Raw genomic sequence first — 25,269 nt, 5'->3', positions numbered from 1 at the left:
ACCAAGCAACCGAGCGGTGTTGCGGAAGGTTGTCGGTTCGCAATGTGGGTCAAGCGAGCGTCAGCTGGATCGTGTATTTGGTGATCGACCCGTCGCGAACCTACCCACGACCTCGTCGAGCACATGGAACGGAGCAAGAAACCACTTTCGTGGTCGCATTGGATGGTGGCTGGGTTCCGTCGCGAGCAGTTGCTGATCAACGCGGTGACTTGTGTCTGGGTCGGCAAGTTCACCAAAAATCACCGAGCGATGCACTAACTGCTGGAGTGCGCCCCGCCTTCGACGTATAAATGGCGCTACATTCCGGGAGGAAGAGCCATGAATGCAGTGCCTCAATGGTGGCTTGCAGGCGACTGGTTCGACATCTGCAGCTGCGATATCCCTTGCCCTTGCGAGTTCGCCCAGCGGCCGACCGGCAATCACTGCCAGGGCGTGCTCGCCTGGCATGTACGCGAGGGTCAGTATGGCGACGTGAAGCTCGACGGCCTGTCGCTGGTGGCGCTCGGCGAGTTCGAAGGCAATCTATGGGCCGGCGAGGCAAAGGCTGTGATGGGCATGTACCTCGACGAGAAGGCGAACGAGCGGCAACGTGAAGCCCTGCAGGCGATCTTCGGCGGGCAGGCTGGCGGCTGGCCGGCGGGTTTTGCCGCCAACATCGGCGAGATGCGTGGCATGGAGTTCGTGCCGATCACTTTCGAGGTGGCGGGCGACCTTGCCACCTGGCGGGTCGAGATTCCTGGCCTCGTCGTCGGGCATGCGGAAGCGCTTTCAGGTCCCACAACACCACCCGGCAAGCGGGTGCAGACGATCAACCCGCCGGGCTCGGAGGTCGGCCCGGGCCAGGTTGCCACCTGGGGGCGTTCGGTCGAGGTGAGCACCAAAGGCTTCGGGCTCGACTGGACGGGCACGGCGCGCTCGAGCAAACACATTCCGTTCGACTGGACCGGCCCGAACTAGGGACGTGCCGATGCCTGACGCGTTCCCCGGGAAATCGTCGCGGCTCCGGAATTTGCGTGGCATGCCGCTCGGCCTTCTCGCATCGCTCGTCGTGCTAACAGCGGCGGCGTGGGCGCTGACCCTCAGCATGGATATGCCTATGGCCATTGCGGTGCGCGGCGGGATGGAGGGTATGGAAGGCATGGCCGGCATGGCGATGGCCGGAATTGCCGCCGACGGCTGGTCACTCGCCGGCGCCGCCGCCTTTCTTGCTGTATGGACGGTGATGATGGCTGCCATGATGCTGCCGGCGGCCGCGCCCATGATCTTTATGTTCGCGGCGGCGCAGGCCATGCGCGAACAGCACGTTGCCATCCCGACGTGGATATTCGTCGCGGGTTACATGCTCGTCTGGGCGGCGGCGGGCCTTCTCGTGTATGTCCTGGTCCAGTTCGGAAGCGAGTTTGCGACCAGCCTCGATCCGCCTCAGCGTTCGAAATGGGCGCCGCTCGCGCTCGGTATCACGCTTGGCGTCGCCGGACTCTACCAATTCACGACCCTCAAGCACATTTGCCTCAGCCATTGCCGTTCGCCGCTCGCTTTCGTTGCGCAGCATTGGCGCGACGGGCGGGTTGGCGCACTCGAGATGGGGCTGCGGCACGGGCTCTATTGCTTTGGTTGCTGCTGGGCGCTGTTTGCCGTGCTGGTCGCGGTGGGCATCATGAGCGTCGCCTGGATGCTGCTGTTGACGCTGGTCGTCTTCGTCGAGAAGCTGCTGCAGCGCGGCCGCCGCTTCGAAGTTGCTTTGGGCATTGCGCTGATGGCCCTCGGGATCGCTGTATCGTTCGGCGCGATCGAGATGCCTTGGATGAGCGGCTAGCCCCCAGCCGGGTGGTGAAATTCCAAACATATCGGTCCTTAAGGATAAGGGCGGGTCGTTGTGTTTGGCGAACCGATACTAGCAGCTGGCAGCCCTCTGATCGGGTCGGTGATGGCTCAAGATGGCGGCTATGCAGCCTTCCGCCGCAATTGGCTCACACTCAGCCACACCGCCGAAACCAGGAAGTAGAGGGCGCCTACTGCGGCATAGCCGGCCACGTTGGTGATGGATGGCGGCATCGGCATCCGCGCCTGCGCGATGAAAAACGTGCCTGCCAGCGCTGATTGCCCTCCGCTCAGGATCATCGCCCACTGCGCGCCAGAGCTCTTCCAACGGCGGACCGCGGTGCCGAGTTGAAGCAGGCCAGACAGGATCGCCCATAGGCCGAACACCCCGAGCACCCAATTCATGCTCATCTTCAGCGCAACAACGACCGCGAGCGTTGTCGCCACACTGACCACGACGTTGATGGTCTGGGTGCGATTCTGTCCCAATCCTCCGCTGCGCGATGCGTCGACAAAATTGGCGAGGGCATCCCATGCAGGATAAGCCACGAGCAAAACCGCCGCCGCCACCCCGGAATTCTGTCCCACTGTAAAGGCAGCCGCCACCCAGACAGCCGAGACCGCCGTCCGTGCGAAGTAATAGAGCTTGAGCCATTGTTCCTGGCTGGCGCGGGAAAGATCGCTATTGTGAACCGTCATTGGATGTCCTTTCGACTAGTAGGTAGGGCTCTCGACGAACGTCGCAGAGCCGTTACGGCTATGGTTAGTTGAGATCTTAGGATTGTATCTGGAGGGAACGCGGAGCGAGCCGCTCCAGGAGCGGGCGTGTCACGACGGCGAATATCTTCGGATCGCCATAGGCCCGTGCCGAAAGCATCGCGCCGTGGACAGTCGCCATGAACGCTTCAGCCTCGGCACGAGGGGTACCCATCAGTTGGAATCGGCCGAGCCGCGCACCGCGCTCCAGCACGGATGTCAGCCAAGCCGACAGGGAGCGGAAATGCGCCCGGACCTCAAGGCCAACTTCCTCGGGCAGCACGGGGAGTTCGCTTGCCAACAGCGCGCAGATACAAAACGGAGCGCTGGCATCCGCGATGCAGACTTCCCAATAGCCAGCGTAGTCCTGAAGCTGTTCGAGCGGATCGGAGACCTGAAGTTCGAGATTCGCCATCCCCGCTTCAGCTTCTTCCCGATACCGCGCAACCAGCGTTCGGACCAGATCGACCTTGCTTGGGAAATGGTGATGGATGCTCGCCTTACGAATCCCGACCACATCAGCGATGTCGGCATAACTGAAACCGTTGTAGCCGCCAGCGACGATCAGAGAACGCGCACAAGCCAGGATGTCGTCGGAGGTAGTAGACACGTTGCCCATGCCGCTACCTACCTTCTGGTAGGATGGCAGTCAAGCCCTCTTGCAACGCAACGACCAAAGCGAGAGCAGTAGCGTGGAATTGGGTGGCTATGGCGCAGACGTCATTCGATGTTCCTTGTGTCTCGGCCGCCATCAATTCAAAAAAGCGTCCGGTGTTTGTCGATCGAAGTAGCCGTCCCACTTCGACGAGAAGGCAACACCCTCCGGCCGACCGGACCACCGCTAATCGCCGCGCGGCACTAGGCGTTTGCACCGACTGCGCTATCTCCCCATCGTTAGCCTTGTTCTATCGCTGGTTGAAGATTGGGAGGTTTCCATGGATCGGCGACTATTTTTGACAGGAATGTTTGGCATTGCCGGGGCCGCGGCCCTTGCAAGCACGGTTCGGCCAATCAACGCAGTGGCCGGCGTTCCAACTGCCAGAAACGGCATTCTCGATGAACTCGAGGCGCCGGACGTCGAGACCTTCGACGACGATACTCAAGCAGAGTTGCAACCAGTCTATCATCGCCGGTGGCACCGGCCGCGCCGGCGCCGCCGGCGTGCTTGGAGAAGGGTCTGTCGCGTTTACTGGCGGAATGGCTATCGGCGCAGGCGGTGCTTCCGCAGGCGCGTCTGGGTCTGGTTTCGATTCTAGCAATTGGCCGGCTTGAACCCTGGCCATCGCGGCCGGGGTTTTCGCCTCAGGCGACCGTTAGCGCCCTTAGAGAGTTTGTCTGACGGCGCCGGAGGAGGCTGACGGTGTTTGCAGGTTTCAGAGCCACCAGCTTGCGACTGGACTATACGACCATTTTCGCAAGGGTCGGTGGCACCGGTCCGCCGCTGCTGCTTCTTCACGGTTTTCCAGAGACGCATCTGATGTGGAGGGATATCGCCGCAGCCTTGGCGCCCCGCTTCACGGTGGTCGCCGCCGACCTTCGAGGCTATGGCCAAAGCGGATGCCCGGTTTCCTCTGCCGATCATAGCCAATACGCCAAGCGCGCCATGGCCGGCGACATGGTTCAAGCCATGAAGCAACTGGGGTTTGAGCGGTTCATGGTTGCCGGGCATGATCGCGGCGGGCGGGTTGCCTATCGCCTGGCGCTCGACCATCCCGACAAAGTGCTCAAAATCGCCGTCCTCGACATCGTCCCCACCGCCGCAACATGGGATCGGGCGGATGCCAGACTGGCGCTCGGCTTCTGGCCCTGGAGCCTGCTTGCCCAGCCGGAGCCCCTGCCGGAACGTCTGATCGGCGCGGCTCCCGATGCAGTCGTCGACGATGCAATAACGCAATGGGGATCGTCGACGAAAATGGTCTCCAAAGAGGTCAGGGACGCCTATGTTGATGCGCTTCGCGATCCCGCGCATATTCATGCGATCTGCGAAGAGTATCGCGCCGCTGCGACGATCGATCGTGAACATGACGCGCTGAACCAGGCAAACGGTCGTCGCATCGAGTGCCCGCTAATGGCGCTATGGAGTGGCGAAGGCGCCCTGGAGAACTGGTATGCGCAAGAAGGCGGGCCGCTGGCTATCTGGAGGAAATGGGCTGACAGAGTGGAAGGACGCGCTGTCCAAGGCGGGCACTTTTTCCCAGAAGAGCACCCCGACACGATAGCAGCGGTTCTCTCGGAATTCTTCGAGGACAAATAGGACGGTCAGGACAGAGGGTTGTAGAGGTCACATGCTTCAGTTACGCGGAACCTCGGGAGTGCTTAGCGGCCCGAGGTCGAGAATCCTCCGATATTCGTCTGTCCGGCATCAACGTGCTTGATAAGAGAATGAAGCCGATCTCCACGGCCACGCCTGTGATATGCAGCCTGATGTTTGTCGGAAGTTGTGCATCGCCTTTGCCTGCATCCTTTGATGCTGCGAAATACGACAAGATGAGTTGCGTCGAGCTCAACGTGGCGATCGGCACGGTCGCTGACGAGATGTCGGCAACAGCCATCGCTCGCGGCAAAGTCGTCCACACCAACATTCCGGACTGGCTGTGGGGAGGGCAGCGTGTCGCCTCGACCGTCGCTGCCCGCCAAAGCGCGAAGATCGAGCGCTTGCGGCAGCAGGAGGCTGCGATTGCAGCGGCGAGACGAAGCAGGTGCTGATTGCGTCGCTGGAGTGGGTCTTCAACCCGAGAGACCGGACTGATGCGCAGCGATCGCGCCGAGGAATATCTCGCCGAAATCCTTGAGCTTGGCGGCGCCGACGCCGTTGACCGCGGCGAAGGCGTCCAGATCACGCGGGCAGCGTTCAGCCATATCGATCAGCGTACGATCCGAAAAGATCACGAAGGCCGGCACTTGGCGTTCCCGGGCAAGACGCAGCCGTACCGCCTTGAGCGCGGCCAGCAGCGCCGAATCCAGACCTTCCGTGCCTGCTGCGGTATCCACAGGACGTATCTTGCCTCGCGATGACTGGCGCGCGTCCACGCGATACCGGAATGAAGCCTCGCCCCGGGCGAGTTCACGGCCTTTCTCGGCGACGGCGAGGCCGCCATGGCCGGCTGAGTCCAATGTCAGGAACCCTCCCGCGACGAGTTGGCGAAGCAGCGACAGCAAGAGACTCTTCTTATGCGCCACACCGGTGCCGAAGCTGGCAAGCCTGTGGTGGTTCCTGGCCAGGACCTTCTCGGTCTCATGGCCGAGCAGGACATCGACAACGTGGGCAGCGCCAAAGCGCTCGCCGGTCTGTGTGATCGCTGCCAGGATGATCCGCGCCTCGGCGTCGCCATCCGCATGCGGCGCCTGGTCGAGGCAGTTGTCGCAATTGCCGCAAGGCGAAGCACTTTCGCCGAAATAGCCAAGCAGGATCTGGCGGCGGCACTGCGCCGTCTCGCAATAGCCGATCAACGTATCGAGCCGGCCATGCGCGCGCCTCTTGTGCTCCGCCGGTGCGCCCTCGTCGTCGATGAAAAGCCGGCGCATACGGATGTCGCCGAGACCGAAGAGCATATGCGCCTCGGCCGCCCGCCCGTCGCGGCCCGCCCGCCCGATTTCCTGATAGTAGGCTTCCAAGCTGCCCGGCAGGTCGGTGTGGAAGACATAGGCGACGTCCGGCTTGTCGATCCCCATGCCGAAGGCGATGGTCGCCAACATCACCACCCCGGACAAGGTCATGAAAGCGTTTTGATTCGCTTCACGCGCGTCCTTGCTCATGCCGGCATGATAGGCGAGCGCGCGTACGCCGTTCCGCTCGAGGAACGCCGCCATCTCTTCGGTCTTTTTGCGCGACAGGCAATAGACGATCCCGCTTCGGCCGGCATGGCGCTGCACGAAATTCAGCAATTGGCGCTTGCTGTCCTGCTTGGGCTCGATGCTTAGCTTGATGTTCGGTCGGTCGAAGCCGAGCACCACGGTATCGACGCGCCCGTCGAACAGTTGCGCGGCAATGTCGGTGCGCGTCGTCTCGTCCGCAGTCGCCGTCAGCGCAATGATCGGCACATCGGGGAAGATGCCGCGCAGCCGCGACAATTCTTCGTATTCGCGCCGGAACGCCGGTCCCCATTGCGAGATGCAATGTGCCTCGTCGATGGCGATCAGCCGGACATCGAGCTTGGTCAACGCCTCGAGCATCCGCGGGGTCATCAGCCGCTCCGGCGCAAGATAGAGCAGCCGTGTCTGCCCTGCCGCGACGCGGCGCCATGCAGCGACATTGGCATCGCGATCGAGCGAGGAATTGATCGTATCGGCCGCCACACCGGCAAGGCGCAATGCGGCGACCTGGTCCTGCATCAGCGCTACCAGCGGCGAAACGACAATGGTGAGCCCGCCCAGCACCAGCGCCGGGACCTGGTAGCAGAGCGATTTGCCCGCACCCGTCGGCATGACGGCCAGTACATGATGCCCGGCCAGCAGCGCCTCCATCACGGCCGCCTGGCCGAGACGAAAATCATCGAAGCCGAAGACATCCTTCAGGACGCGCCGCTTGGAATCCTCTGCCGGCATGCTCGCCGCAATCTGCATTACAGAACTTTCGCGGATACGACCTGCCGAAATTCCCCGGCGAATCGCCGGGTGATTGCCTGGACAGCAGATTCGAACATTTATCGACCCCTCTGGTCCTGTCCTCGGCACCGCCTGAAGCGAACTTCTCTCTCATTGGCCGATATCAGACCGTCGTTCCAGCCCCTATTCGCCTTGGCTGTGAATATCGCGCCGCCTCGGAGCGGTTAATCCTATCTTCACCATCATTCGGCAGGTTCAGGTTCTGCGGTGATGTTTTGAGTACCGCGGCGCCACAAGCGCCCAGGCAACACGCCCGCGTCTCTCCGGAGGCGCGGGTTTTTCGTTCCGAGAACTGACAGCCTGATCTTCGGGCCCGCAGCTCAGTCGAGGAAATCGGCGCGGGGCGGCGTAAAGTTGTCGACCAGTCGTCCCGCCTCCAGTGCCTTGACGCCATGGACCAGGTTGGAAGGAACGATGAAGCTGCTTCCGGTTTCCAAGATCTCGGTCCTGCCGTCGATGGTGACCTCGAAGCGGCCTTCGGCGACGTAGCTCGCCTGGACATGCGGATGCGAATGCAGCGCGCCGACGCCGCCCTTGTCGAAGGCGAACTCGACCATCATCAGTTCGTCCGTGTGCAGGAGCACGCGCCTGCGGTTGCCATCCGGCGTCGGCGTCCACGCACCCTCGCCGGCATGCGAGAAGATCTTGGTTCCGGTCATCGCCAAACTCTCATCTTTTGTTGTTCATCGCGCCAGCCAGCCACCGTCCACCGGCATCACCGCGCCGTGCATATAGTTCGACGCCGGCGCCAGCAGGAAGACGGCTGCGTCGCCGATGTCTTCCGGCGCGCCCCAGCGCCCGGCCGGAATGCGCGCCAGGATCGAAGCGCTGCGGTCGGGATCGGCACGCAGCGCCTCGGTGTTGTTGGTCTCGATATAGCCTGGCGCAATGCCGTTGACGTTGATGCCCTTTGCCGCCCATTCGCAGGCGAGCAGTCGGGTGATGCCGAGCACGCCATGTTTGGAGGCGGTGTAGGAGGCGACGCGGATGCCACCCTGAAAACTCAGCACCGAAGCGATGTTGACGATCTTGCCACGCCGTCCCGGGTCGGCAAGCACGCGCCTGGCAAAACTCTGGCTGAGGAAGAACACCGTCTTGAGGTTGACGCCGATGACGTCGTCCCAGTCGGCTTCGGTCAAGTCGACCGCATCGGCACGCCGGATGATGCCGGCATTGTTCACCAGGCCGTCGAGCGGCCCCGTATCGTCCCAGACGCGGTCAAGCATCGCCTGGGCGGCGGCATCATCGCCAAGGTCGCAGCGGACCGCCTCGAAGCGTCCGCCGGCCGCCGCAATCTTCTCCGCCGTCTCGTCCATCGCCGAGCGACCGACGCCGACGACCGCGCCGCCGGCACGCGCGATCGACACGGCGATGCCCTGGCCGATGCCGGTATTGGCGCCGGTGACGAGGATACGCTTGCCGGCAAGGCTGAAGGCCGAGGGGTCGCTCACTTGAGCTCCTCCATCGCCACCAGGTCGACATCGGTATAGTCGACATTGTCGCCGGCCATCGCCCAGATGAAGGCGTAGTTCGAGGTGCCGGCGCCCGAATGGATCGACCATCCCGGCGACAGCACCGCCTCCTCGTTGCGCACGACGAGATGACGCGTTTCGTCCGGTTCGCCCATGAAGTGAAACACCCGCGCCGTCTCCGGCAGGTCGAAATAGAGATAGGCCTCCATGCGCCGGTCATGCACATGGCACGGCATGGTGTTCCAGACCGAACCGGGGGCAAGCTGGGTCATGCCGACGACCAGCTGACAGGTCTTCACGCCGTCGGCATGGATGAACTGAAAGATCGAGCGCTCGTTGGAGGTCGCCTGGCTGCCGAGATCGAGCCGCTTGGCATCGCCGATGCGGATCAGCCGGTTGGGATGGCTCTGATGCGCCGGCGCGCTTAGCAGGTAGAACTTAGCCGGCTCAGCCGGATTGGTCGCAGCGAACGACACCTCATCGGTGCCCATGCCTAGATAGAGCATGTCGCGCGCCTGCAGCTCGTAGGATTGGCCGCTGGCTTTCACGACGCCTGCACCGGCGATGTTGACGATGATCATCTCGCGGCGGTCGAGAAAATTCTTGGTCCCGGTTGGCTTGATCGCCTGCAGCGGCAGCGGCGCGCCGGCGGGCATGGCACCGCCGACGATCATGCGGTCGTAATGGGTGTAGGTCAGGCTGATACGGCCGGGCTGGAACAAGTCCTCGATCAGAAAATTGTGACGCAGTTCGTCCGTGCCCATCGCCGCGGCAGAAACAGGATCGATGGCAAAGCGCGAGGTGAAATCCGTATGATTGTCAGTGTGATTCATTGCTGTCCCATGGAGCTGCCTCAATTGCTTATTCAGTTGCCGCGGCCTTGACCGAGTCGGCATAAAACACCTGACGCGCGTGCAGGCGTTCGCGATAGCGCTGCTGGCTGGCACCGAGATGCGCGCGCATCGCCTCCCGTGCCGCCTCGGCATCGCCTGCCGAGATGGCATTAAGGATCATCAGGTGTTCGCGCTGCAGGCCGCGCTGGTAGGCGTCGGACTGCGCGAATTCGGTCGACCAGGGCGAGGTCACATCGCAAGGGATGGCGCGCCGGCCGAGCACATCGAGCATCTCGACATAGAACGGATTGTTGGTGGCGCTGGCGATTGCGCGGTGGAAGGCGAGGTCGGCCGGTCCCGTCGGCTCGCTGTTGAGGAGCAGCCGTTCGAACTCGAAGAAGGCTTCCTGGATCGCCGCTTCCTGTGCGGCGTTATGGCGGAGGGCGGCGAGCCCGGCGGATTCGATCTCGATCGCCAACCTGACTTCGAGCACGTTGAGGGCAATTGAATCCTTGCTGCCCATCTCCGCTGCCAGAGCCCCGAACGCTGTCGAGATATGCTCGGTGACAAAGACGCCGGCGCCTTGGCGCGGCTCGACCAGGCCGTCCGCGGCAAGCTTGGCCAGCGCCTCGCGTATCACGGTGCGGCTGACCCCGAAGGTTTCAGTCAACTGGCCCTCGGTCGGCAGCTTTTGCCCAGGCTGGATCTCGCCCGCCTGCAACTGCTTGCGGATCGCGGCGACGACGGTTTCCGAAAGCTTCGGTCTTCGTTCGACGCGGAGCCCGACTGCGGTGTCCGATGCCATGTCGCAACCCCTATTTGAAGACGCTCGGCAGCCATAGCGAAATGGCTGGAATGTAAGTGACGAGCGCCAGCACCACGAGGCCTGCGCCATAGAACGGCCAGATCGAGCGCATCGATTCCCAGACGGATATCTTGCCCACTGCGCACGCCACGAACTGCACTGCGCCCACCGGCGGCGTGTTCAGCCCGATGCCGAAATTGAGGATCATGATGACGCCGAAATGCACCGGATCGACGCCGTAGGCCTGCGCCACGGGCAGGAAGATCGGCGTGCAAATGATGATCGTCGGCCCCATGTCCATGAACGTGCCGAGGAACAGCATCAAGAGGTTGAGCAGCAGAAGCACGACCAGCGGATCGTCCGAGATCGCGTTCATGGAGGCTATCAGCGCTGCCGGTACTTTCAGGAAGGCCATCAGCCACGAGAATGCCGCCGCCATGCCGATGATAAGCAGCACCATGGCCGTGGTGCGCACGGCGCCATGGGTGGCATGAACGAACCCTTCCCAGGTCATCTGCCGGTAAACGAAGACGGTCACGAGCAGCGCATAGATGACGGCGATACAGGAACTCTCGGTGGCCGTGAAGACGCCCGATCGTACGCCGCCGAAGATGATCGCGATCAGCAGCAGGCCGGGCACCGCGACGGCGAAAAGATGCGCGACCGCGGTGAAGCCCGGAAACGGCTCGGTCGGATAGCCGCGGGAGCGCGCCACGAAATAAGCGGTGACCATCAGTGACAGGGCCAGCAGCAGGCCCGGGATGATGCCGGCCGTGAACAGATCGGCGATGGAGATCTTTCCGCCTGCCGAGATCGCGTAGATGATCATGTTGTGCGACGGCGGCAGCAGCAGCGCGATCAGCGCCGCCATCGACGTGACGTTGACGGCGTAGTCCGCTCCATATCCACGCGCCTTCATCTGCGGGATCATCAGGCCGCCCACCGCGGCTGCCTCCGCCACCGCGGAGCCCGAAATGCCGCCGAATAGTGTAGCGGTCGCGATGTTGACCTGCCCGAGGCCGCCGCGCAAATGGCCGACGAGCGAGCCGGCGAAGGCAACGATCTTGCTGGCGATGCCGCCGCGCACCATCAAGTCGCCGGCGTAGATGAAAAACGGAATGGCCAGCAGCGAAAAGACGCTCATGCCGGAATTCAGGCGCTGGAAGACGATCAGCGGCGGCAGGCCCATATAGAGGACGGTGGCCAGGCTTGCGACGCCGAGGCAGAAAGCGATCGGCGTGCCGATAAGCATCAGCAGGGTGAAGACGCCGAAGAGAATCCACAGTTCCATGGCGTCAGACCTTCACGTTGGCGGTGTCGAGTTCGGCTGCGACTTCGGCCGGCGGCAATTCATCGAGGGCATCGTCGATCGGCGCGCCGGAGAGGCGAAGCACGATGCGCTCCAGCGTGAAGAGCACGATGAGCGCGCCTCCCGCGACAAGCGGGACATAGTCCCAGCCCCCCGATATGCCGAGTGACGGCAAGACAGAGCCCCAGGTCAATGCGACCAGCTGGCTGCCATACCAGATCATGCCGATGCCGAAGGCGAGCGCGACGAGGTCCGAAATCATCCGCAGCCAGCGCTTGCCGCCTTTTGGCAGCACGTAGAGCAGGACGTCGAAGCCGAGATGATAGTTCTCGCGCACGCCGACGGCAGCGCCGAGGAAAATGAACCAGCTCATCAGCATCACCGAGCCCGGCTCGGTCCAGCTCGGCGAACGATTCAGAACATAGCGGCCGAACACTTGCCAGGCGACGAAGGCGGTCATCAGCACCAGCCCGATGCCGGCGATCGACAGCGCCGCCGTGCTGACGCGCGACATCACTTGCGCGACGCCGGACAGGAGCGGTCTTGGTTTTAGGCTGGAAGTCACCGGTTTTCTCCGCAAGAGGACGGCGGCGCGGGATGTCCGCGCCGCCGCTTGATCACTGCACGGCCTTGATGGCTTCGACCATGGCCTTCAGCTTGTCGTCCTTGACGTGCTTCTCGTAGACCGGGCCCATCGCGTCGATGAAGGGCTGCTTATCCGGCGTCGTGATCTGCGAACCGGCCGCCTCGACCTTGGCGCGCGATTCCTTGACCTTGGCGGTCCACAGCTCGCGCTGCTTGGCGACGCTCTCCTTGGCGGCCGCTTTGAAGATCGCCTGGTCTTCCGGCGTCAGCTTGTCCCAGCTCGACTTCGCCATGACGAAGGCTTCCGGCACCATCGTGTGCTCGTCGAGCGAATAGTATTTGGCGACTTCCGCGTGCTTGGCGGTGTCGTAGCTCGGAAAATTGTTCTCCGCACCGTCGATCACCCCGGTCTCGATCGCCGAATACACCTCGCCATACGGCATCGGCGTCGCGTTGGCGCCGAGTGCCGCCACCATATCGACGAAGATGTCGGACTGGATGACGCGGAACTTCATGCCGGCCATGTCGGCTACAGTGTTGATCGGCTTCTTCGAATTGTAGAAGGAGCGCGAGCCGCCATCGTAAAAGGCGAGCAGCACCAGCCCGACCTGGTCGAACGCCGCCGCGATCTGGTCGCCGATCGCCCCGTCCATGACCTTGTGCATATGGTCTTCCGAACGGAAGATGTAGGGCAGCGAGGGTACGGTGGTCTCCGGGATGAGCCCGTTGAACGGCGCCATCGAGACGCGGTTGAGATCGATCACGCCGGTGCGCACCTGCTCGATCGTGTCCTTTTCCTCGCCGAGTTGCGCGGAAGGATAGAGTTCGACCACATAGCGGCCGGCCGTGCGCTCTTTCACGAGCTCGCCGAAATATTTGACCGCCTCGACCGTCGGATAGCCGTCCGGGTGTGTGTCAGACGAGCGCAGGACCGTCTGGGCGCTTGCCGTTCCGGCCAGCAGTGCGGCGGCAAGTAGCGTAGCTCCCGCCCGTCTTGAAAAATGCAGCATTGGTTTCCTCCCGTTTGAACGATGGCGGCAAGCGCCGTTAGAGCCGGTACGCCTTTTTCGCGAGCGTATAGGCAAGTTCCTGCGCCAGCTCGTGCGCCTCGTCCTCGCCGAGCCGATGCTCGGCGACGAGACGCGCCAGATATGCGCAATCGACCCGGCGCGCCACATCATGGCGGGCCGGTATGGATGGAAAGGCGCGGGTGTCGTCGTTGAAACCGACGGTGTTGTAGAAACCGGCCGTTTCGGTGGTCATCTCGCGGAACCGGCGCATGCCTTCGGGGCTGTCGTGGAACCACCAGGCCGGCCCGAGCTTCAATGCCGGGTAGACACCGGCGAGCGGCGCCAGCTCGCGCGCATAGCTGGTCTCGTCGAGGGTGAACAGGATGATGGTGAGATCGCGCTCCAGCCCGACACAGTCGAGCAGCGGCTTCAACGCCGTCACATAATCGGTTCGAGTCGGGATATCGAAGCCTTTGTCCCTGCCGAACTTCTGAAAGACAGCCGGCGAATGATTGCGCCAGGAGCCGGGATGGATTTGCAGGACCAGCCCGTCGTCACGGCTCATCTTGGCCATCTCGGTCAGCATCTGGGCGCGAAACAGCTTTCGCTCGCGCTCGTCGTTCGAGCCCCGGCGGATGCGGTTGAACAGCTCCTCGGCGGCGGCATCCGAGAGATTGGCGGTTTCGGCTGTTGGATGGCCGTGATCGGAGGAAGTCGCGCCAAAGCTCTTGAAGAAGGCGCGCCGCTGGCGATGCGCATCGAGATAGCCGGCCCAATTGCCGGTGTCGCAGCCGGTGATCTCGCCAAGCCGGTCGAGATTGGCCGAAAAGCCTTCGAAGTCGGGATCGACGATCGCATCCGGCCGATAGGCGGTGACGACGCGGCCGTCCCAGCCGCTGTCGCGGATCATCTGGTGCCATCTGAGATCGTCGAGCGCGCCTTCGGTCGTCGCGATGACCTCAATGTTGAAGCGCTCGAACAGCGCTCGCGGGCGAAAATTCTCCCACTGCAGCAGCGTCGCGATCGTGTCGTAGTGGCGGTCGGCCGTCTTGGCATTCAGCGGCTCGTCGATGCCGAACAGATGGGCAAGCACATGGTCGAACCACAGCCGGGTCGGCGTGCCGCGGAACAGGTAATAATGCTCGGCGAAGCGCCGCCAGATCGTTCTGCCGTCGGTTTCCACCGGCGAACCGTCAAGTGTCGGCACGCCAAGCTCCTCAAGCCGAACGCCCTGGCTGAACAGCATGCGGAAAATGTAGTGGTCCGGTACGATCAGCAACTGCGCCGGATCGGGAAACGCCTCGTTGAGCGCATACCAGCGGGGATCGGTGTGGCCGTGCGGGCTGACGATCGGCAGGTCCTTGACCGCGGCGTAGAGATCGCGGGCCAGCGAAAGCGGGCGCGCCTCGGCGGCAAACAGCAAGTCCGGATCCGTCAATGCGGCCACGTAAATCCTCCCAATCCGGACATCGGTAGGGTTGGAAAGAAATAATGTCAACATACAAAAAATGGGTTGTTGTATGATGACTTTTCGTCGGCCATTGCCCATTGTGCGTGACGGCAACGGGTGTTACGCCGCCTGCCAACAGTGACCCAGCAACCTCGATCAGACACGCCGCGCAATGACCAATAGACGCCTTTCCAACAGCACGCTGAAGGCACTGCCGGCTTCGGTCGCGGTTCCCCGCTACGACCGCGGCGCTATTGCGCCAGGCATCGTCCATCTCGGCGTCGGCGCGTTCCACCGCGCCCACCAGGCGGCCTATGTCGACGACTGTCTGGCGGCTGGAGAGACAGGCTGGGGCATTGTCGGCGTGTCCTTGCGTAGTCCAGACACGCGCGACGCACTGGCGCCGCAGGATGGCCTCTACACACTGGCGATCAGGAGCAGCGTCGAAGAAGAGCTGCGCGTCGTCGGTTCGATCCTGTCGCTGCTGGTGGCGCCGGAAGATCCGGCTGCGGTGCTCGCCGCTCTGACCGATCCGCTCACCCGTATCGTCACGCTGACGATCACCGAAAAGGCCTATCTGAGGGCAGCCGGCGGCGGACTGGACAATACCCACCCCGACATCGTCCATGATCTGGCTAACCCGCAAATGCCACGAACGGCGCATGGTTTCCTGACGGAGGCGCTGTCGCGCCGCCGTGCCACCGGCATCCAGCCTTTCACCGTGCTCTGCTGCGACAACCTTCCGGCCAATGGCGCCACGCTGCACCGCCTGCTGGTCGAATTCGCCGCACTGCGCGATGCCAGGCTCGCCACTTCAGGCGATGCCAGGCTCGCCGCACACATCGCCGACGGCGTCGCCTTTCCGTCGAGCATGGTCGACCGCATCGTGCCGGCGACCACCGATGCCGACCGGGCGCGTATCGCCGTCGAGCTCGGCGTCGAGGATGCCTGGCCGGTGATGACCGAGCCGTTCTGCCAATGGGTGGTCGAGGACGACTTTCCGGCGGGCAGGCCGGCCTGGGAAAAGTTCGGCGTCACCATGGTCGGCGACGTCGGGCCGTTCGAGGACATGAAGCTGCGGCTGCTCAACGGCTCGCATTCGGCAATCGCCTATCTCGGCCTGCTCAGCGGCTACGACACGGTCGACCGCGCCTTTGCCGATCCGGCGATCCGGCAATTCGTCGACGGCTTGTGGGCCGAGGCGATCCCGACGCTGCCGCCGGACGCCGGGCTCGATACGGCCGGCTACACGGCCCAGCTCGCCGAACGTTACTCGAACACGGCGCTGGCCCATCGCACGGCGCAGATCGCCAATGACGGCAGCCAGAAACTGCCACAGCGCATCGTCGCCTCGGCCGTCGAGCGGCTGAGTGCCGGTGATCCCCCAGCCCATCTGATGCTGGTGGTGGCCGCCTGGATCGCCGCTTGCGAGGCGCGCGGCAAGACCTTGCCCGAAGCCCATTTCACCGACCCGATCGACACTCGGCTTACGGCGCTCGGCAGCCGGCCGGCTGATGAAGCTGTGACAGCGATGTTCGATCTCGCCGGCTTCGCCAGGGACCATTCCCAGCGCATGACACTGATTGATCTGACGACAGCCCATCTCGAGCGCCTGCGGCGGGGCGGGCCTGCCGCTGCCTTGGCGGCGCTTGGCATAGGGAGTGAGAAGCCATGAGACAGACTTGGCGCTGGTTCGGGCCCGACGACCCGGTGACGCTTGCCCATGTCCGTCAGGCCGGCGCCGTCGGCATCGTCAGCGCGCTGCATCACCTCAATGACGGCCGCGCCTGGCCGGCGGACGAGATCGCCAGGCGCAAGGCAGAGATCCAGGCAGCAGGCCTGACCTGGGACGTGGTCGAGAGCATCGTCGTCCACGAGGACATCAAGACCCGCAGTGGCGACTGGCGCACCCTGATCGACAATTATAAGGCCTCGATCCGCGCCGTCGCTGCCGCCGGCATCAACACCATCTGCTATAATTTCATGGCGATCACCGACTGGACGCGCACCGACCTCGACTATCCGATGCCGCATGGCGGCACGGCGCTGCGCTTCGATGTCGTCGAGCTCTGCGCCTATGACGTCTTCATCCTCGAGCGAAAACGGGCGGAGGCCGATCACCCGCCGGCCCGTGTCGAGGCGGCGCGTGTGCGGCTGCAAGGCATGAGCGAAAGCGACAAGGCGAGACTGGAGCTCAACCTGATCGGCTGGGTGCCGGCGCGCGAATTCATCTTCGATCGAGCGAGCTTCCGCCGCGCCCTCGACCTCTACAAGGACGTCTCTACCGAAGGACAGCGCGAAAACCTGTTTGCCTTCCTGCGCGAGATCGTGCCGGTTGCCGAAGAGGCCGGCGTCAGGATGGCGATCCACCCCGACGATCCGCCTTTTTCGTTGTTCGGCCTGCCGCGCATCGTTTCCAAGGCAGCCGATGCCCGCGCGCTGCTCGACGCCGTCGCTTCGCCGGCTAACGGACTGACACTGTGTACCGGCTCCTACGGCGCGAGCGCGCAGAACGATCTGCCGGCAATGGCGAAGGCTTTCGCCGAGAACATCCATTTCGCCCATCTGCGCAATGTCACCAAGGAGCCCGACGGCTCCTTCCACGAAGCCGAGCACCTCGACGGCGACACCGACATGGTGGCGGTCGTGTCGGCGCTGATTGGCGAGGAGCGGCGGCGCAAGGCGGCAGGCAGGGCGGACTGGCAGATTCCGATGCGTCCGGACCATGGCCATGCCATTGTCGACGACATCGGCAAGAAGGTGAACCCCGGCTATTCCTGCATCGGCCGCCTGAAGGGCCTCGCCGAACTGCGCGGCGTCATGCGCGCCGTGGAAGCGCTGACGGTGTGAGCTATTTGCCTGACGGATCCAATACTTGCCGGGAAGAATAGTCGACGCCTTTAGAATTCCAGAACAGCCGCACGGCCTTGCCGACCAGATTTTCACTGGGAATAAACCCGACGCTGAATCGGCTGTCGGAGGAATTGTCCCGATTGTCGCCAAGTGCAAAATAGTGGCCTGCGGGCACGATCCACGAGTTCGTGTTGTCCCCGATGGATGAATCTGTCAGGTTGAGAACGGTGTAGGACACGCCCTCTGGCAAAGTTTCACGTTGAAGTTTGACTGGATCGGGGAACTCTTCGGACGAAAAAGAGCCGATATCCTCGAGCCCCACCGCTACCTCGTTGATGTAAAGCATCCCGTCGATGATCTGGATCTTTTCGCCCGGAAAGCCGACGATCCGCTGGATGTAGTTCACGCTCGGATCGGGCGGGAACTTGAATGCCACCACATCTCCCCTTTTGGGTTCCGCGCCCAATAGGCGCCCGTCAAATGAGAGCACGTTGAAGGGCACGCTGTAGCGACTGTAGCCGTATGCGGATTTGGACACGAAGAGATAGTCGCCCTCCCGCAACGTCGGCGTCATGCTGCCAGACGAGATCGAAAACGATTGGAACACCAACGAGCGGATTACAAACGCAGCCACGATGGAGGCGTAAAACGCCAACACGAACACCGACACCCCTTGCGCATACCATTTGTCCGGCTTGAACCGATGCGCAAAGGGAACAACGAGCGTCGCCCACAGGATCATCAAGCCGATACCTGAAAAGTTGCCCGCCGCCGCAAGATCCATGCCCGGCACCACCGGAATTCCGATGTAGCAAAGCGCGATGCTGACAGCACTGATCACAAACAGGCTTATGACAGCCAGTTTGCCAGCGCCAATCCATAGAAATCCGCCAAACGGGCCGCCAAGGGCCGACACCAGGGCCGTCGACCATCTGGATCGCGAGACTGTTTCTTGTTGCACTGTTTGTTCTATCATCGGCCCCCCACGCCAAGGCAGCCTGACTGTTCACCAAATAAAAAAGCGAGGCAAGCCTCGCTTTCTCGACGCCGAACTGATCCTTCGCGTTAAGCCGGCAGGATGGCGCCTTCAAGCGTGGTGAGCTGGTTAAGGAACTGCTCGGCCTTGCTGCGGGCCTGGTCGTCCTTGGCGTCGGCGGCGTCTTCCCTCGCCTCCTGGATGCGGCGGGCAAGCTCGGCGCGGTCGATGTCGCCGACGGCCACAGCCGATTCCGCCAGCAGCGTGCAGCCGGCCGGAACGATGTCGGCAAAGCCGCCGAACACCACGTAGCGTTCTTCCTTGCCGGAAGCGGTCTTCAACGTGACGACGCCCGGCTTGATCGTGGTCATGACCGGTGCGTGATGCGCCATCACGGTCATTTCGCCCTCGGCGCCTGGGATGACGACGGATTCGACCTGCTCGGAAACCAAGAGGCGCTCCGGCGAGACCAGTTCGAACTTGAAAGCTTCAGGCATGATCAATTTAGCGAATAGGGAATAGTGAGTAGCGAGTAGTGAAGAAACTCGTCCGGCTCATAGACCCCTATTCGCTACTCCCTATTCGCTATTCGCTTTGGCTTACGCCGCTTCAGCCGCCAGGCGCTGTGCCTTCTCGACCGCTTCCTCGATGCCGCCGACCATGTAGAAGGCGGCCTCCGGCAGGTGGTCGTAATCGCCGTTGCAAAGGCCCTTGAAGCCCTTGATGGTGTCGGCGAGGTCGACCAACTTGCCCGGCGCGCCGGTGAACACTTCGGCGACGAAGAAGGGCTGCGACAGGAAGCGCTCGATCTTGCGGGCGCGGGCAACCGTCTGCTTGTCCTCTTCCGACAGCTCGTCCATGCCCAGGATGGCGATGATGTCCTGCAGCGACTTGTAACGCTGAAGGATCGACTGCACCTGGCGCGCGACCTGGTAGTGCTCCTCGCCGACAACCATCGGGTCGAGCATGCGCGAAGTCGAATCGAGCGGATCGACCGCCGGATAGATGCCCTTTTCCGAAATCGCGCGGTTGAGCACGGTCGTCGCGTCGAGGTGGGCGAATGAAGTCGCCGGTGCCGGGTCGGTCAAATCGTCGGCCGGCACATAGATCGCCTGCACCGAGGTGATCGAACCCTTGGTCGTCGTGGTGATACGCTCCTGCAGCGCGCCCATGTCGGTGGCCAGCGTCGGCTGGTAGCCCACGGCCGAAGGAATGCGGCCGAGCAGCGCCGACACTTCCGAGCCCGCCTGCGTGAAGCGGAAGATGTTGTCGACGAAGAACAGCACGTCCTGGCCCTGGTCGCGGAAGTATTCGGCAACCGTCAGGCCGGTCAGGCCGACGCGCGCGCGCGCGCCCGGCGGCTCGTTCATCTGGCCATAGACGAGCGCGGCCTTGGAGCCTTCGCCGCCGCCCTTCTTGTTGACGCCGGACTCGATGAACTCGTGATAGAGGTCGTTGCCTTCGCGGGTGCGCTCGCCGACGCCGGCGAACACCGAGAAGCCGCCATGCGCCTTGGCGACGTTGTTGATCAGTTCCTGGATCAGCACCGTCTTGCCGACGCCGGCGCCGCCGAACAGGCCGATCTTGCCGCCGCGGGCATAGGGGGCCAGCAGGTCGAGCACCTTGATGCCGGTGACCAGGATCTGCGCTTCCGTCGACTGCTCGACATAGGTCGGCGCCGGCTGGTGGATCGAGCGCATCTCGATGCCGTCGACCGGGCCTGCCTCGTCGACCGGCTCGCCGATGACGTTGATGATGCGACCGAGCATGCCAGGGCCGACCGGCACGGTGATCGGCGCGCCGGTGTCATAGACGTCCTGGCCGCGAACCAGACCTTCGGTGGAGTCCATGGCGATGCAGCGTACGGTGTTTTCGCCGAGATGCTGGGCCACTTCGAGCACCAGGCGATTGCCGACATTGATCGTCTCAATCGCGTTCAGGATCGCCGGCAGATGTTCGCCGAACTGCACGTCGACAACAGCGCCGATGACCTGGCGAACCTTGCCCGCCAAGCCGGTTTTCTTGATGGTAGCGGCCGGCGTATTCACGGCGGCGGCCTTGGTTGCTGCCGCCTTCTTGGCCGGAGCGGCCTTTGCTGCCGCCGGAGCCTTTGCTGGTGCCGCGGCCTTAGGGGCTGCCGTCTTCGGGGTCGCTGCTTTCGCCATCGTCTTTACCCTTTTCGTCTCTTTGTTTCTCACACGCTTGAGGTCGATGACCTCCTTGGGAGCGTGCCTAGAGCGCCTCGGCGCCCGAAATGATTTCGATCAATTCCTTGGTGATCTGCGCCTGCCGCTGGCGGTTGTAGGTGATCGACAATTTGTTGATCATGTCGCCGGCATTGCGCGTCGCATTGTCCATGGCGCTCATCTTGGCGCCCATCTCGCCGGCCGCATTCTCGAGCAGCGCGCGGAAGACCTGCACGGAGATGTTGCGCGGGATGAGATCGGAGAGGATTTCGCCCGGCTCCGGCTCGTATTCGTAGACAGCGCTGCCACCATCCTTCGCTTCAGCAGCATCCGAAACCACGCCCGCCGGGATAATTTGCTGCGCTGTCGGGATCTGGCTGATCACCGACTTGAACTGCGAATAGAACAGCGTGCAGATGTCGAAGCCGCCTTCGTTGAACAGGTGGATCACCTTCTTGGCGATGGCATCGGCATTGACGAAGCCCAGCGTCTTGACCTCGCGCAGATCGACACGCTCGATGATCAGCGCCCCGTAGTCGCGGCGCAATACGTCGAACCCCTTCTTGCCGACGCAGATGATCTTGACCTGCTTGCCGTCGGCCAGAAGCTTGCGGATGTGGTCACGGGCAAAGCGGGCGATCTGCGAATTGAAGCCACCGCACAGGCCGCGTTCGGCCGTGCAGACGACAAGCAGATGCACGTCGTCCTTGCCGGTGCCGGTCATCAGCGCCGGGGCATCGCCGCCACCGCCGATCGCCTGGGTGATGTTGGCCAGCACCGCGCCCATGCGCTCCGAATAGGGACGCGCCGCTTCAGCCGCTTCCTGCGCGCGGCGCAGCTTCGCCGCGGCGACCATCTGCATCGCCTTGGTGATCTTCTGCGTCGCCTTGACCGAGGCGATACGGTTACGAAGGTCTTTTAACGAAGGCATGCTTCAAACCTGATCCCGTCCGGCCCACTCAAGCAAAGGTCTTGGCGAAGGCGTCGATCTCTGCCTTCAGCCTGGCGCGCAGATCGTCGGACAGCGCCTTCTCCTTGCGGATGCCGTCGAGCACGTCCTTGCCGGCCGAGCGCATGTGCGACAACAGCCCCTGCTCGAACTTGCCGACCTGGTTGATCGCCAGCTTGTCGAGATAGCCGTTGACGCCGGCGAAGATCACCGCGACCTGCTCCTCGACCTTGAGCGGCGAGAATTGCGGCTGCTTCAAAAGCTCGGTCAGGCGCGAGCCGCGATTGAGCAGGCGCTGCGTGGCGGCGTCGAGATCGGAGCCGAACTGCGCGAAAGCAGCCATTTCGCGGTACTGCGCGAGCTCGCCCTTGATCGACCCGGCAACCTGCTTCATCGCCTTGATCTGCGCCGAAGAGCCGACGCGCGACACCGACAGACCGACATTGACCGCAGGACGGACGCCCTGGAAGAACAGATTGGTTTCCAGGAAGATCTGGCCGTCGGTGATCGAGATGACGTTGGTCGGGATATAGGCCGACACGTCGTTGGCCTGCGTCTCGATGATCGGCAGCGCCGTCAGCGACCCGCCGCCATTGTCGTCGTTGAGCTTGGCGGCGCGCTCGAGCAGGCGCGAGTGCAGGTAGAAAACGTCGCCCGGATAGGCCTCGCGGCCCGGAGGACGGCGCAGCAGCAGCGACATCTGGCGATAGGCGACGGCCTGCTTCGACAGATCGTCATAGCTGATCAGCGCGTGCATGCCGTTGTCGCGGAAATATTCGCCCATGGTGCAGGCGGTGAACGGCGCCAGGAACTGCATCGGCGCCGGATCAGACGCGGTCGCAGCGATGATGATCGAATAGTCGAGCGCGCCGCGCTCTTCCAGCACCTTGACGAACTGCGCCACGGTCGAGCGCTTCTGGCCGACGGCGACATAGACGCAGTACAGCTTTTCCTTCTCCGGGCCGTTGTCGTGCACCGATTTCTGGTTGAGCATGGTGTCGAGGATGATCGCGGTCTTGCCGGTCTGGCGGTCGCCGATGACCAGCTCGCGCTGGCCGCGGCCGACCGGGATCAGCGCGTCGATGGCCTTGAGGCCGGTCGACATCGGCTCGTTCACCGATTTGCGCGGGATGATGCCGGGCGCCTTGACGTCGACGCGCTTGCGTTCGGTGGCCTGGATCGGGCCCTTGCCGTCGATCGGGTTGCCGAGCGCATCGACGACGCGGCCGAGCAGGCCCATGCCGACAGGCGCATCGACGATGGCGCCGGTGCGCTTGACGGTATCGCCTTCCTTGATGTCACGGTCGGCGCCGAAGATAACGACGCCGACATTGTCGGCTTCGAGGTTGAGCGCCATGCCGCGGATGCCGCCGGGGAACTCGACCATCTCGCCGGCCTGGACATTGTCGAGGCCATAGACGCGGGCGATGCCGTCACCGACGGACAGCACCTGGCCGACTTCGGAGACCTCGGCCTCCTTGCCGAAATTCTTGATCTGGTCTTTCAGAATTGCGGAAATTTCCGCGGCGCGGATGTCCATCAGCCGACCTCTTTCAGTGCAAGCTTGAGCGAATTGAGTTTGGTTTTGAGCGACGTATCGATCTGGCGCGAGCCGATCCTGACCACCAGCCCGCCGAGCAGCGACGGATCGACGGTGACGGTGATCGCCACATCCTTGCCGGCGACGCTTTTCAGCGCCGCTTTCAGCTCGGTTTCCTGGGCAGGCGTCAGCGCATGCGCCGAGGTGACCTCGGCGGCGGTCTCGCCGCGGTGTTCGGCGGCGATCTGGCGGAACGCCTTGATCATTCCTGGCACGGCGAAAAGCCGGCGGTTCTGGGCAACGACGCGCAGGAAATTGCCAGTGAGGCCCGTGATCCCCGGTCTGTCGGCGATCGCGGCGATCGCCTTGGCCTGGTCTTCGCTGGAGAAAACCGGGCTCCTGATCAGCCTCGAAAGGTCAGCGCTGCCTTCGAGCATCGCTTCGAAACTGTTGAGGTCGGTCTCGACGCTGGCCACCGAATTGGCCTGCAGCGCGAGTTCGAACAGCGAACCCGCATAGCGTTCTGCGACACCTGAGATTGGCGATGACGATTGGGCCACGGACCGTCTTTTCTCTTGTCTGACAGGCCGCAGATTGTTGGCGCGAGCAAAAACTCTGGCTAAATCTTTGACCTTACTGCATTTTTCCAAGCACGGAGGCGCGGCTTCCGCTATCCCCGGTCGAAAGTCGATTGCCGTCTAGCACAGGCATTTTCAGACCGCAATGCGTCGTCCGGCATGGTTTTCAGGCACTATTGTCGCATCCGCTCGCCGAGTTCAGCAACCAACCCCGGATTGCTCTGTGATTCAGGGCAAAAAGCCGAAGGCGAACGCGAGCGGCAGCGCCGCCAGCACCAGCTCGACGACGATGGATGCCCAGTTGAACGGCGTATTGGCGCCGTCCGACATCATCGACAGCAGCCGGCCGAAGGCGGTGAATAGCCAGGAGAAGCCGAGCACCATGTAGAGCAGCGGCTGCGCCAAGAGGATGCAGCACAGGCTGACGCCGAGATAGAAGCCCGACATCCGGCCGCGCCCCTCGGCGATCGCCGCTGCCTTCTCCGGTCTGACCTGCAGCCGCAGGATGCGGAACGCCAGCTGTGGAGCCAGGAATAGCAACAGGCCGAGCAATAGAGTCGCGACCGCGCTCGACCATGCCAGCCACTCGCCCTGGCTCATCGGCCATGGAAACGCAAATTCCATCCTTGTCCCCTCGTAAATGGATATTCAAAATTTCGGGCATTCTAGCGAAGCAACTGACATGCGCCAGATGGGCCGTCGGCAATTTGCAGGGCGCGTCAGCTCAACGCGAGCGCGACCGTTGTCTCGACCGGGCTAACAGGACGTTAAACAATGGGCTGTTTTTTTCTGCACAATTCCTATATTGTGACTACATGAGACCACAAGGGGTTCCGCGCATGAAGACGATGCAACTGCGAGAGGCAAAGGCCAGCCTTTCCGCGCTCGTGGAGGCCGCTGAGAACGGTGAGCCCACGGTTATCACCAAGCACGGCAAGCCCGCAGTCATGGTGGTGCCAATCGGTGAGGGACGGAAACTTTATCCGCAGAACAGCCAAAAAGACTTCGTGGATTTCCTGCTTCGGTATCCAGGCGGCATCGAGCTTGAGCGAAACGAATCGCCGTCGCGGGAAGTGGAGTTTTGACCGGCTATCTGCTTGATACGTCTTTTCTCTCGGCATTTGCACCTGGTCGGCCTCTGCTTCCGTCACACGTGCAGAACTGGGTTGCTGTACAAGGAGAACGCGGCTCTTGGCAGCTCTCGTCGATCGTCATCTTGGAGGTGGAACGAGGAATCGCGAAACTGAAGCGGGCGGGCGGGCATATGAAGGCGGAGCGCATCAATGAGTGGTTCGAAAGGTTGCTTCTAGAGTTCAACCAGCGCATCCTTCCCATCGATTTAGCAATCGCGCGAGAAGCCGGAAAACTGGAAGACGCCACTATCGCCAGAGGCGCCAATCCGGGACTGGCGGACATTCTGATCGCAGCTACCGCCCGTTTGCACGGCCTGTCAGTTTTGACGGCCAACACCCGGCATTTTGCGATTCTCGACGTGCCTTACCTGAACCCATTCACCGAACGCGTCTCGAAAGGGTAATCGA

26 protein-coding genes are annotated in these 25,269 nt (G+C 62.8%); 8 read left to right on the top strand and 18 right to left on the bottom strand.

Going from position 1 to position 25,269, the window contains the following annotated elements; genetic code table 11:
• Positions 1–318: 318 nt before the first annotated feature.
• Together NKH29_RS03965 and NKH29_RS03960 are read left to right on the top strand one after the other, a co-directional pair.
• The gene (locus NKH29_RS03965) at positions 319–957 is read left to right on the top strand and encodes a DUF1326 domain-containing protein (protein WP_352588206.1); all 639 of its coding nucleotides are present in this window, start codon (positions 319–321) and stop codon (positions 955–957) included.
• A 61-nt stretch (positions 958–1,018) separates the two neighbouring features.
• Positions 1,019–1,816, top strand: a complete 798-nt coding sequence (locus NKH29_RS03960; protein ID WP_352999073.1) for a DUF2182 domain-containing protein — start codon at positions 1,019–1,021, stop codon at positions 1,814–1,816.
• A gap of 128 nt (positions 1,817–1,944) precedes the next feature.
• Here NKH29_RS03960 and NKH29_RS03955 read toward each other — a convergent pair whose 3' ends face one another.
• Together NKH29_RS03955 and NKH29_RS03950 are read right to left on the bottom strand one after the other, a co-directional pair.
• A complete protein-coding gene (locus NKH29_RS03955; protein WP_023719687.1) occupies positions 1,945–2,520 on the bottom strand; it encodes a DUF308 domain-containing protein in 576 nt (191 codons plus the stop codon).
• A gap of 76 nt (positions 2,521–2,596) precedes the next feature.
• Positions 2,597–3,196, bottom strand: a complete 600-nt coding sequence (locus NKH29_RS03950) for a TetR/AcrR family transcriptional regulator (protein WP_023719688.1) — start codon at positions 3,194–3,196, stop codon at positions 2,597–2,599.
• Between the two features lie 741 nt (positions 3,197–3,937).
• Between NKH29_RS03950 and NKH29_RS03945 the strand changes: the two genes are divergently transcribed.
• Positions 3,938–4,831 carry an alpha/beta fold hydrolase gene (locus NKH29_RS03945; RefSeq protein WP_023719689.1) on the top strand — a complete coding sequence of 298 codons (894 nt, stop codon included), beginning with the start codon at positions 3,938–3,940 and terminating at the stop codon, positions 4,829–4,831.
• 197 nt (positions 4,832–5,028) lie between these two features.
• On the top strand, positions 5,029–5,283 hold the full coding sequence (locus tag NKH29_RS03940) for a hypothetical protein (RefSeq protein ID WP_245278615.1): 255 nt from the start codon (positions 5,029–5,031) through the stop codon (positions 5,281–5,283).
• Between the two features lie 21 nt (positions 5,284–5,304).
• Here the strand turns inward: NKH29_RS03940 and recQ are convergent, their stop codons facing one another.
• The 9 genes from recQ to uxaC form a co-directional block, all read right to left on the bottom strand.
• Positions 5,305–7,140 (bottom strand): DNA helicase RecQ, encoded by a 1,836-nt coding sequence (gene recQ, locus NKH29_RS03935; RefSeq protein ID WP_023719691.1) that lies wholly within the window; start codon positions 7,138–7,140, stop codon positions 5,305–5,307.
• 362 nt (positions 7,141–7,502) lie between these two features.
• Positions 7,503–7,841 (bottom strand): cupin domain-containing protein, encoded by a 339-nt coding sequence (locus NKH29_RS03930; protein WP_023719692.1) that lies wholly within the window; start codon positions 7,839–7,841, stop codon positions 7,503–7,505.
• 24 nt (positions 7,842–7,865) lie between these two features.
• Entirely contained in the window at positions 7,866–8,633 is a 768-nt protein-coding gene (gene kduD / locus NKH29_RS03925; RefSeq protein ID WP_023719693.1) for a 2-dehydro-3-deoxy-D-gluconate 5-dehydrogenase KduD, read from the bottom strand.
• Positions 8,630–9,487: a 5-dehydro-4-deoxy-D-glucuronate isomerase gene (gene kduI / locus NKH29_RS03920; RefSeq protein WP_023719694.1), complete on the bottom strand. Its 858-nt coding sequence runs from the start codon at positions 9,485–9,487 to the stop codon at positions 8,630–8,632. The genes kduD and kduI overlap by 4 nt, the downstream gene beginning before the upstream one ends.
• Before the next feature lie 28 nt (positions 9,488–9,515).
• Entirely contained in the window at positions 9,516–10,292 is a 777-nt protein-coding gene (locus tag NKH29_RS03915; RefSeq protein WP_023719695.1) for a FadR/GntR family transcriptional regulator, read from the bottom strand.
• Positions 10,293–10,302: 10 nt separating this feature from the next.
• Entirely contained in the window at positions 10,303–11,583 is a 1,281-nt protein-coding gene (locus NKH29_RS03910) for a TRAP transporter large permease (protein ID WP_023719696.1), read from the bottom strand.
• Between the two features lie 4 nt (positions 11,584–11,587).
• The gene (locus tag NKH29_RS03905) at positions 11,588–12,115 is read right to left on the bottom strand and encodes a TRAP transporter small permease (RefSeq protein ID WP_023719697.1); all 528 of its coding nucleotides are present in this window, start codon (positions 12,113–12,115) and stop codon (positions 11,588–11,590) included.
• A 103-nt stretch (positions 12,116–12,218) separates the two neighbouring features.
• Positions 12,219–13,196: a TRAP transporter substrate-binding protein gene (locus tag NKH29_RS03900; RefSeq protein WP_023719698.1), complete on the bottom strand. Its 978-nt coding sequence runs from the start codon at positions 13,194–13,196 to the stop codon at positions 12,219–12,221.
• 37 nt (positions 13,197–13,233) lie between these two features.
• Positions 13,234–14,643: a glucuronate isomerase gene (gene uxaC, locus NKH29_RS03895; protein WP_023719699.1), complete on the bottom strand. Its 1,410-nt coding sequence runs from the start codon at positions 14,641–14,643 to the stop codon at positions 13,234–13,236.
• A 175-nt stretch (positions 14,644–14,818) separates the two neighbouring features.
• Between uxaC and NKH29_RS03890 the strand changes: the two genes are divergently transcribed.
• Together NKH29_RS03890 and uxuA are read left to right on the top strand one after the other, a co-directional pair.
• Positions 14,819–16,321 carry a mannitol dehydrogenase family protein gene (locus NKH29_RS03890; protein ID WP_023719700.1) on the top strand — a complete coding sequence of 501 codons (1,503 nt, stop codon included), beginning with the start codon at positions 14,819–14,821 and terminating at the stop codon, positions 16,319–16,321.
• On the top strand, positions 16,318–17,496 hold the full coding sequence (gene uxuA / locus NKH29_RS03885) for a mannonate dehydratase (protein ID WP_023719701.1): 1,179 nt from the start codon (positions 16,318–16,320) through the stop codon (positions 17,494–17,496). Before NKH29_RS03890 ends, uxuA begins: the two co-directional genes overlap by 4 nt.
• A 1-nt stretch (position 17,497) precedes the next feature.
• Here the strand turns inward: uxuA and lepB are convergent, their stop codons facing one another.
• The 7 genes from lepB to NKH29_RS03850 all read right to left on the bottom strand — a co-directional run bounded on the left by lepB (position 17,498) and on the right by NKH29_RS03850 (position 24,352).
• On the bottom strand, positions 17,498–18,475 hold the full coding sequence (gene lepB, locus NKH29_RS03880) for a signal peptidase I (protein ID WP_502911204.1): 978 nt from the start codon (positions 18,473–18,475) through the stop codon (positions 17,498–17,500).
• 89 nt (positions 18,476–18,564) lie between these two features.
• On the bottom strand, positions 18,565–18,972 hold the full coding sequence (locus NKH29_RS03875; RefSeq protein ID WP_352856411.1) for a F0F1 ATP synthase subunit epsilon: 408 nt from the start codon (positions 18,970–18,972) through the stop codon (positions 18,565–18,567).
• A gap of 102 nt (positions 18,973–19,074) precedes the next feature.
• Positions 19,075–20,640, bottom strand: coding sequence for a F0F1 ATP synthase subunit beta (gene atpD, locus NKH29_RS03870; RefSeq protein WP_352494126.1), 1,566 nt, complete (start codon positions 20,638–20,640; stop codon positions 19,075–19,077).
• Between the two features lie 67 nt (positions 20,641–20,707).
• Positions 20,708–21,592, bottom strand: coding sequence for a F0F1 ATP synthase subunit gamma (locus NKH29_RS03865; RefSeq protein ID WP_352999071.1), 885 nt, complete (start codon positions 21,590–21,592; stop codon positions 20,708–20,710).
• Positions 21,593–21,620: 28 nt separating this feature from the next.
• Positions 21,621–23,150, bottom strand: a complete 1,530-nt coding sequence (atpA, locus tag NKH29_RS03860) for a F0F1 ATP synthase subunit alpha (protein WP_023719706.1) — start codon at positions 23,148–23,150, stop codon at positions 21,621–21,623.
• Complete coding sequence (locus NKH29_RS03855) at positions 23,150–23,710, bottom strand: F0F1 ATP synthase subunit delta (RefSeq protein WP_352999070.1); 561 nt, start codon at positions 23,708–23,710, stop codon at positions 23,150–23,152. The genes atpA and NKH29_RS03855 overlap by 1 nt, the downstream gene beginning before the upstream one ends.
• Positions 23,711–23,956: 246 nt before the next feature.
• Entirely contained in the window at positions 23,957–24,352 is a 396-nt protein-coding gene (locus tag NKH29_RS03850; RefSeq protein ID WP_352999068.1) for an AGROH133_08824 family phage infection protein, read from the bottom strand.
• Between the two features lie 215 nt (positions 24,353–24,567).
• Here NKH29_RS03850 and NKH29_RS03845 point away from each other — a divergent pair, with 215 nt between their 5' ends.
• Both NKH29_RS03845 and NKH29_RS03840 read left to right on the top strand, forming a co-directional pair.
• On the top strand, positions 24,568–24,813 hold the full coding sequence (locus NKH29_RS03845) for a type II toxin-antitoxin system Phd/YefM family antitoxin (protein ID WP_023719709.1): 246 nt from the start codon (positions 24,568–24,570) through the stop codon (positions 24,811–24,813).
• Entirely contained in the window at positions 24,810–25,265 is a 456-nt protein-coding gene (locus tag NKH29_RS03840) for a type II toxin-antitoxin system VapC family toxin (RefSeq protein WP_023719710.1), read from the top strand. Before NKH29_RS03845 ends, NKH29_RS03840 begins: the two co-directional genes overlap by 4 nt.
• Positions 25,266–25,269 lie beyond the last annotated feature (4 nt).

It is taken from the genome of Mesorhizobium sp. M1295 (assembly GCF_040318135.1).
Classification (GTDB): domain Bacteria; phylum Pseudomonadota; class Alphaproteobacteria; order Rhizobiales; family Rhizobiaceae; genus Mesorhizobium.
Note: the sequence above shows the minus strand (reverse complement) of the source record. Positions and strands in the feature narration are given on the sequence as shown.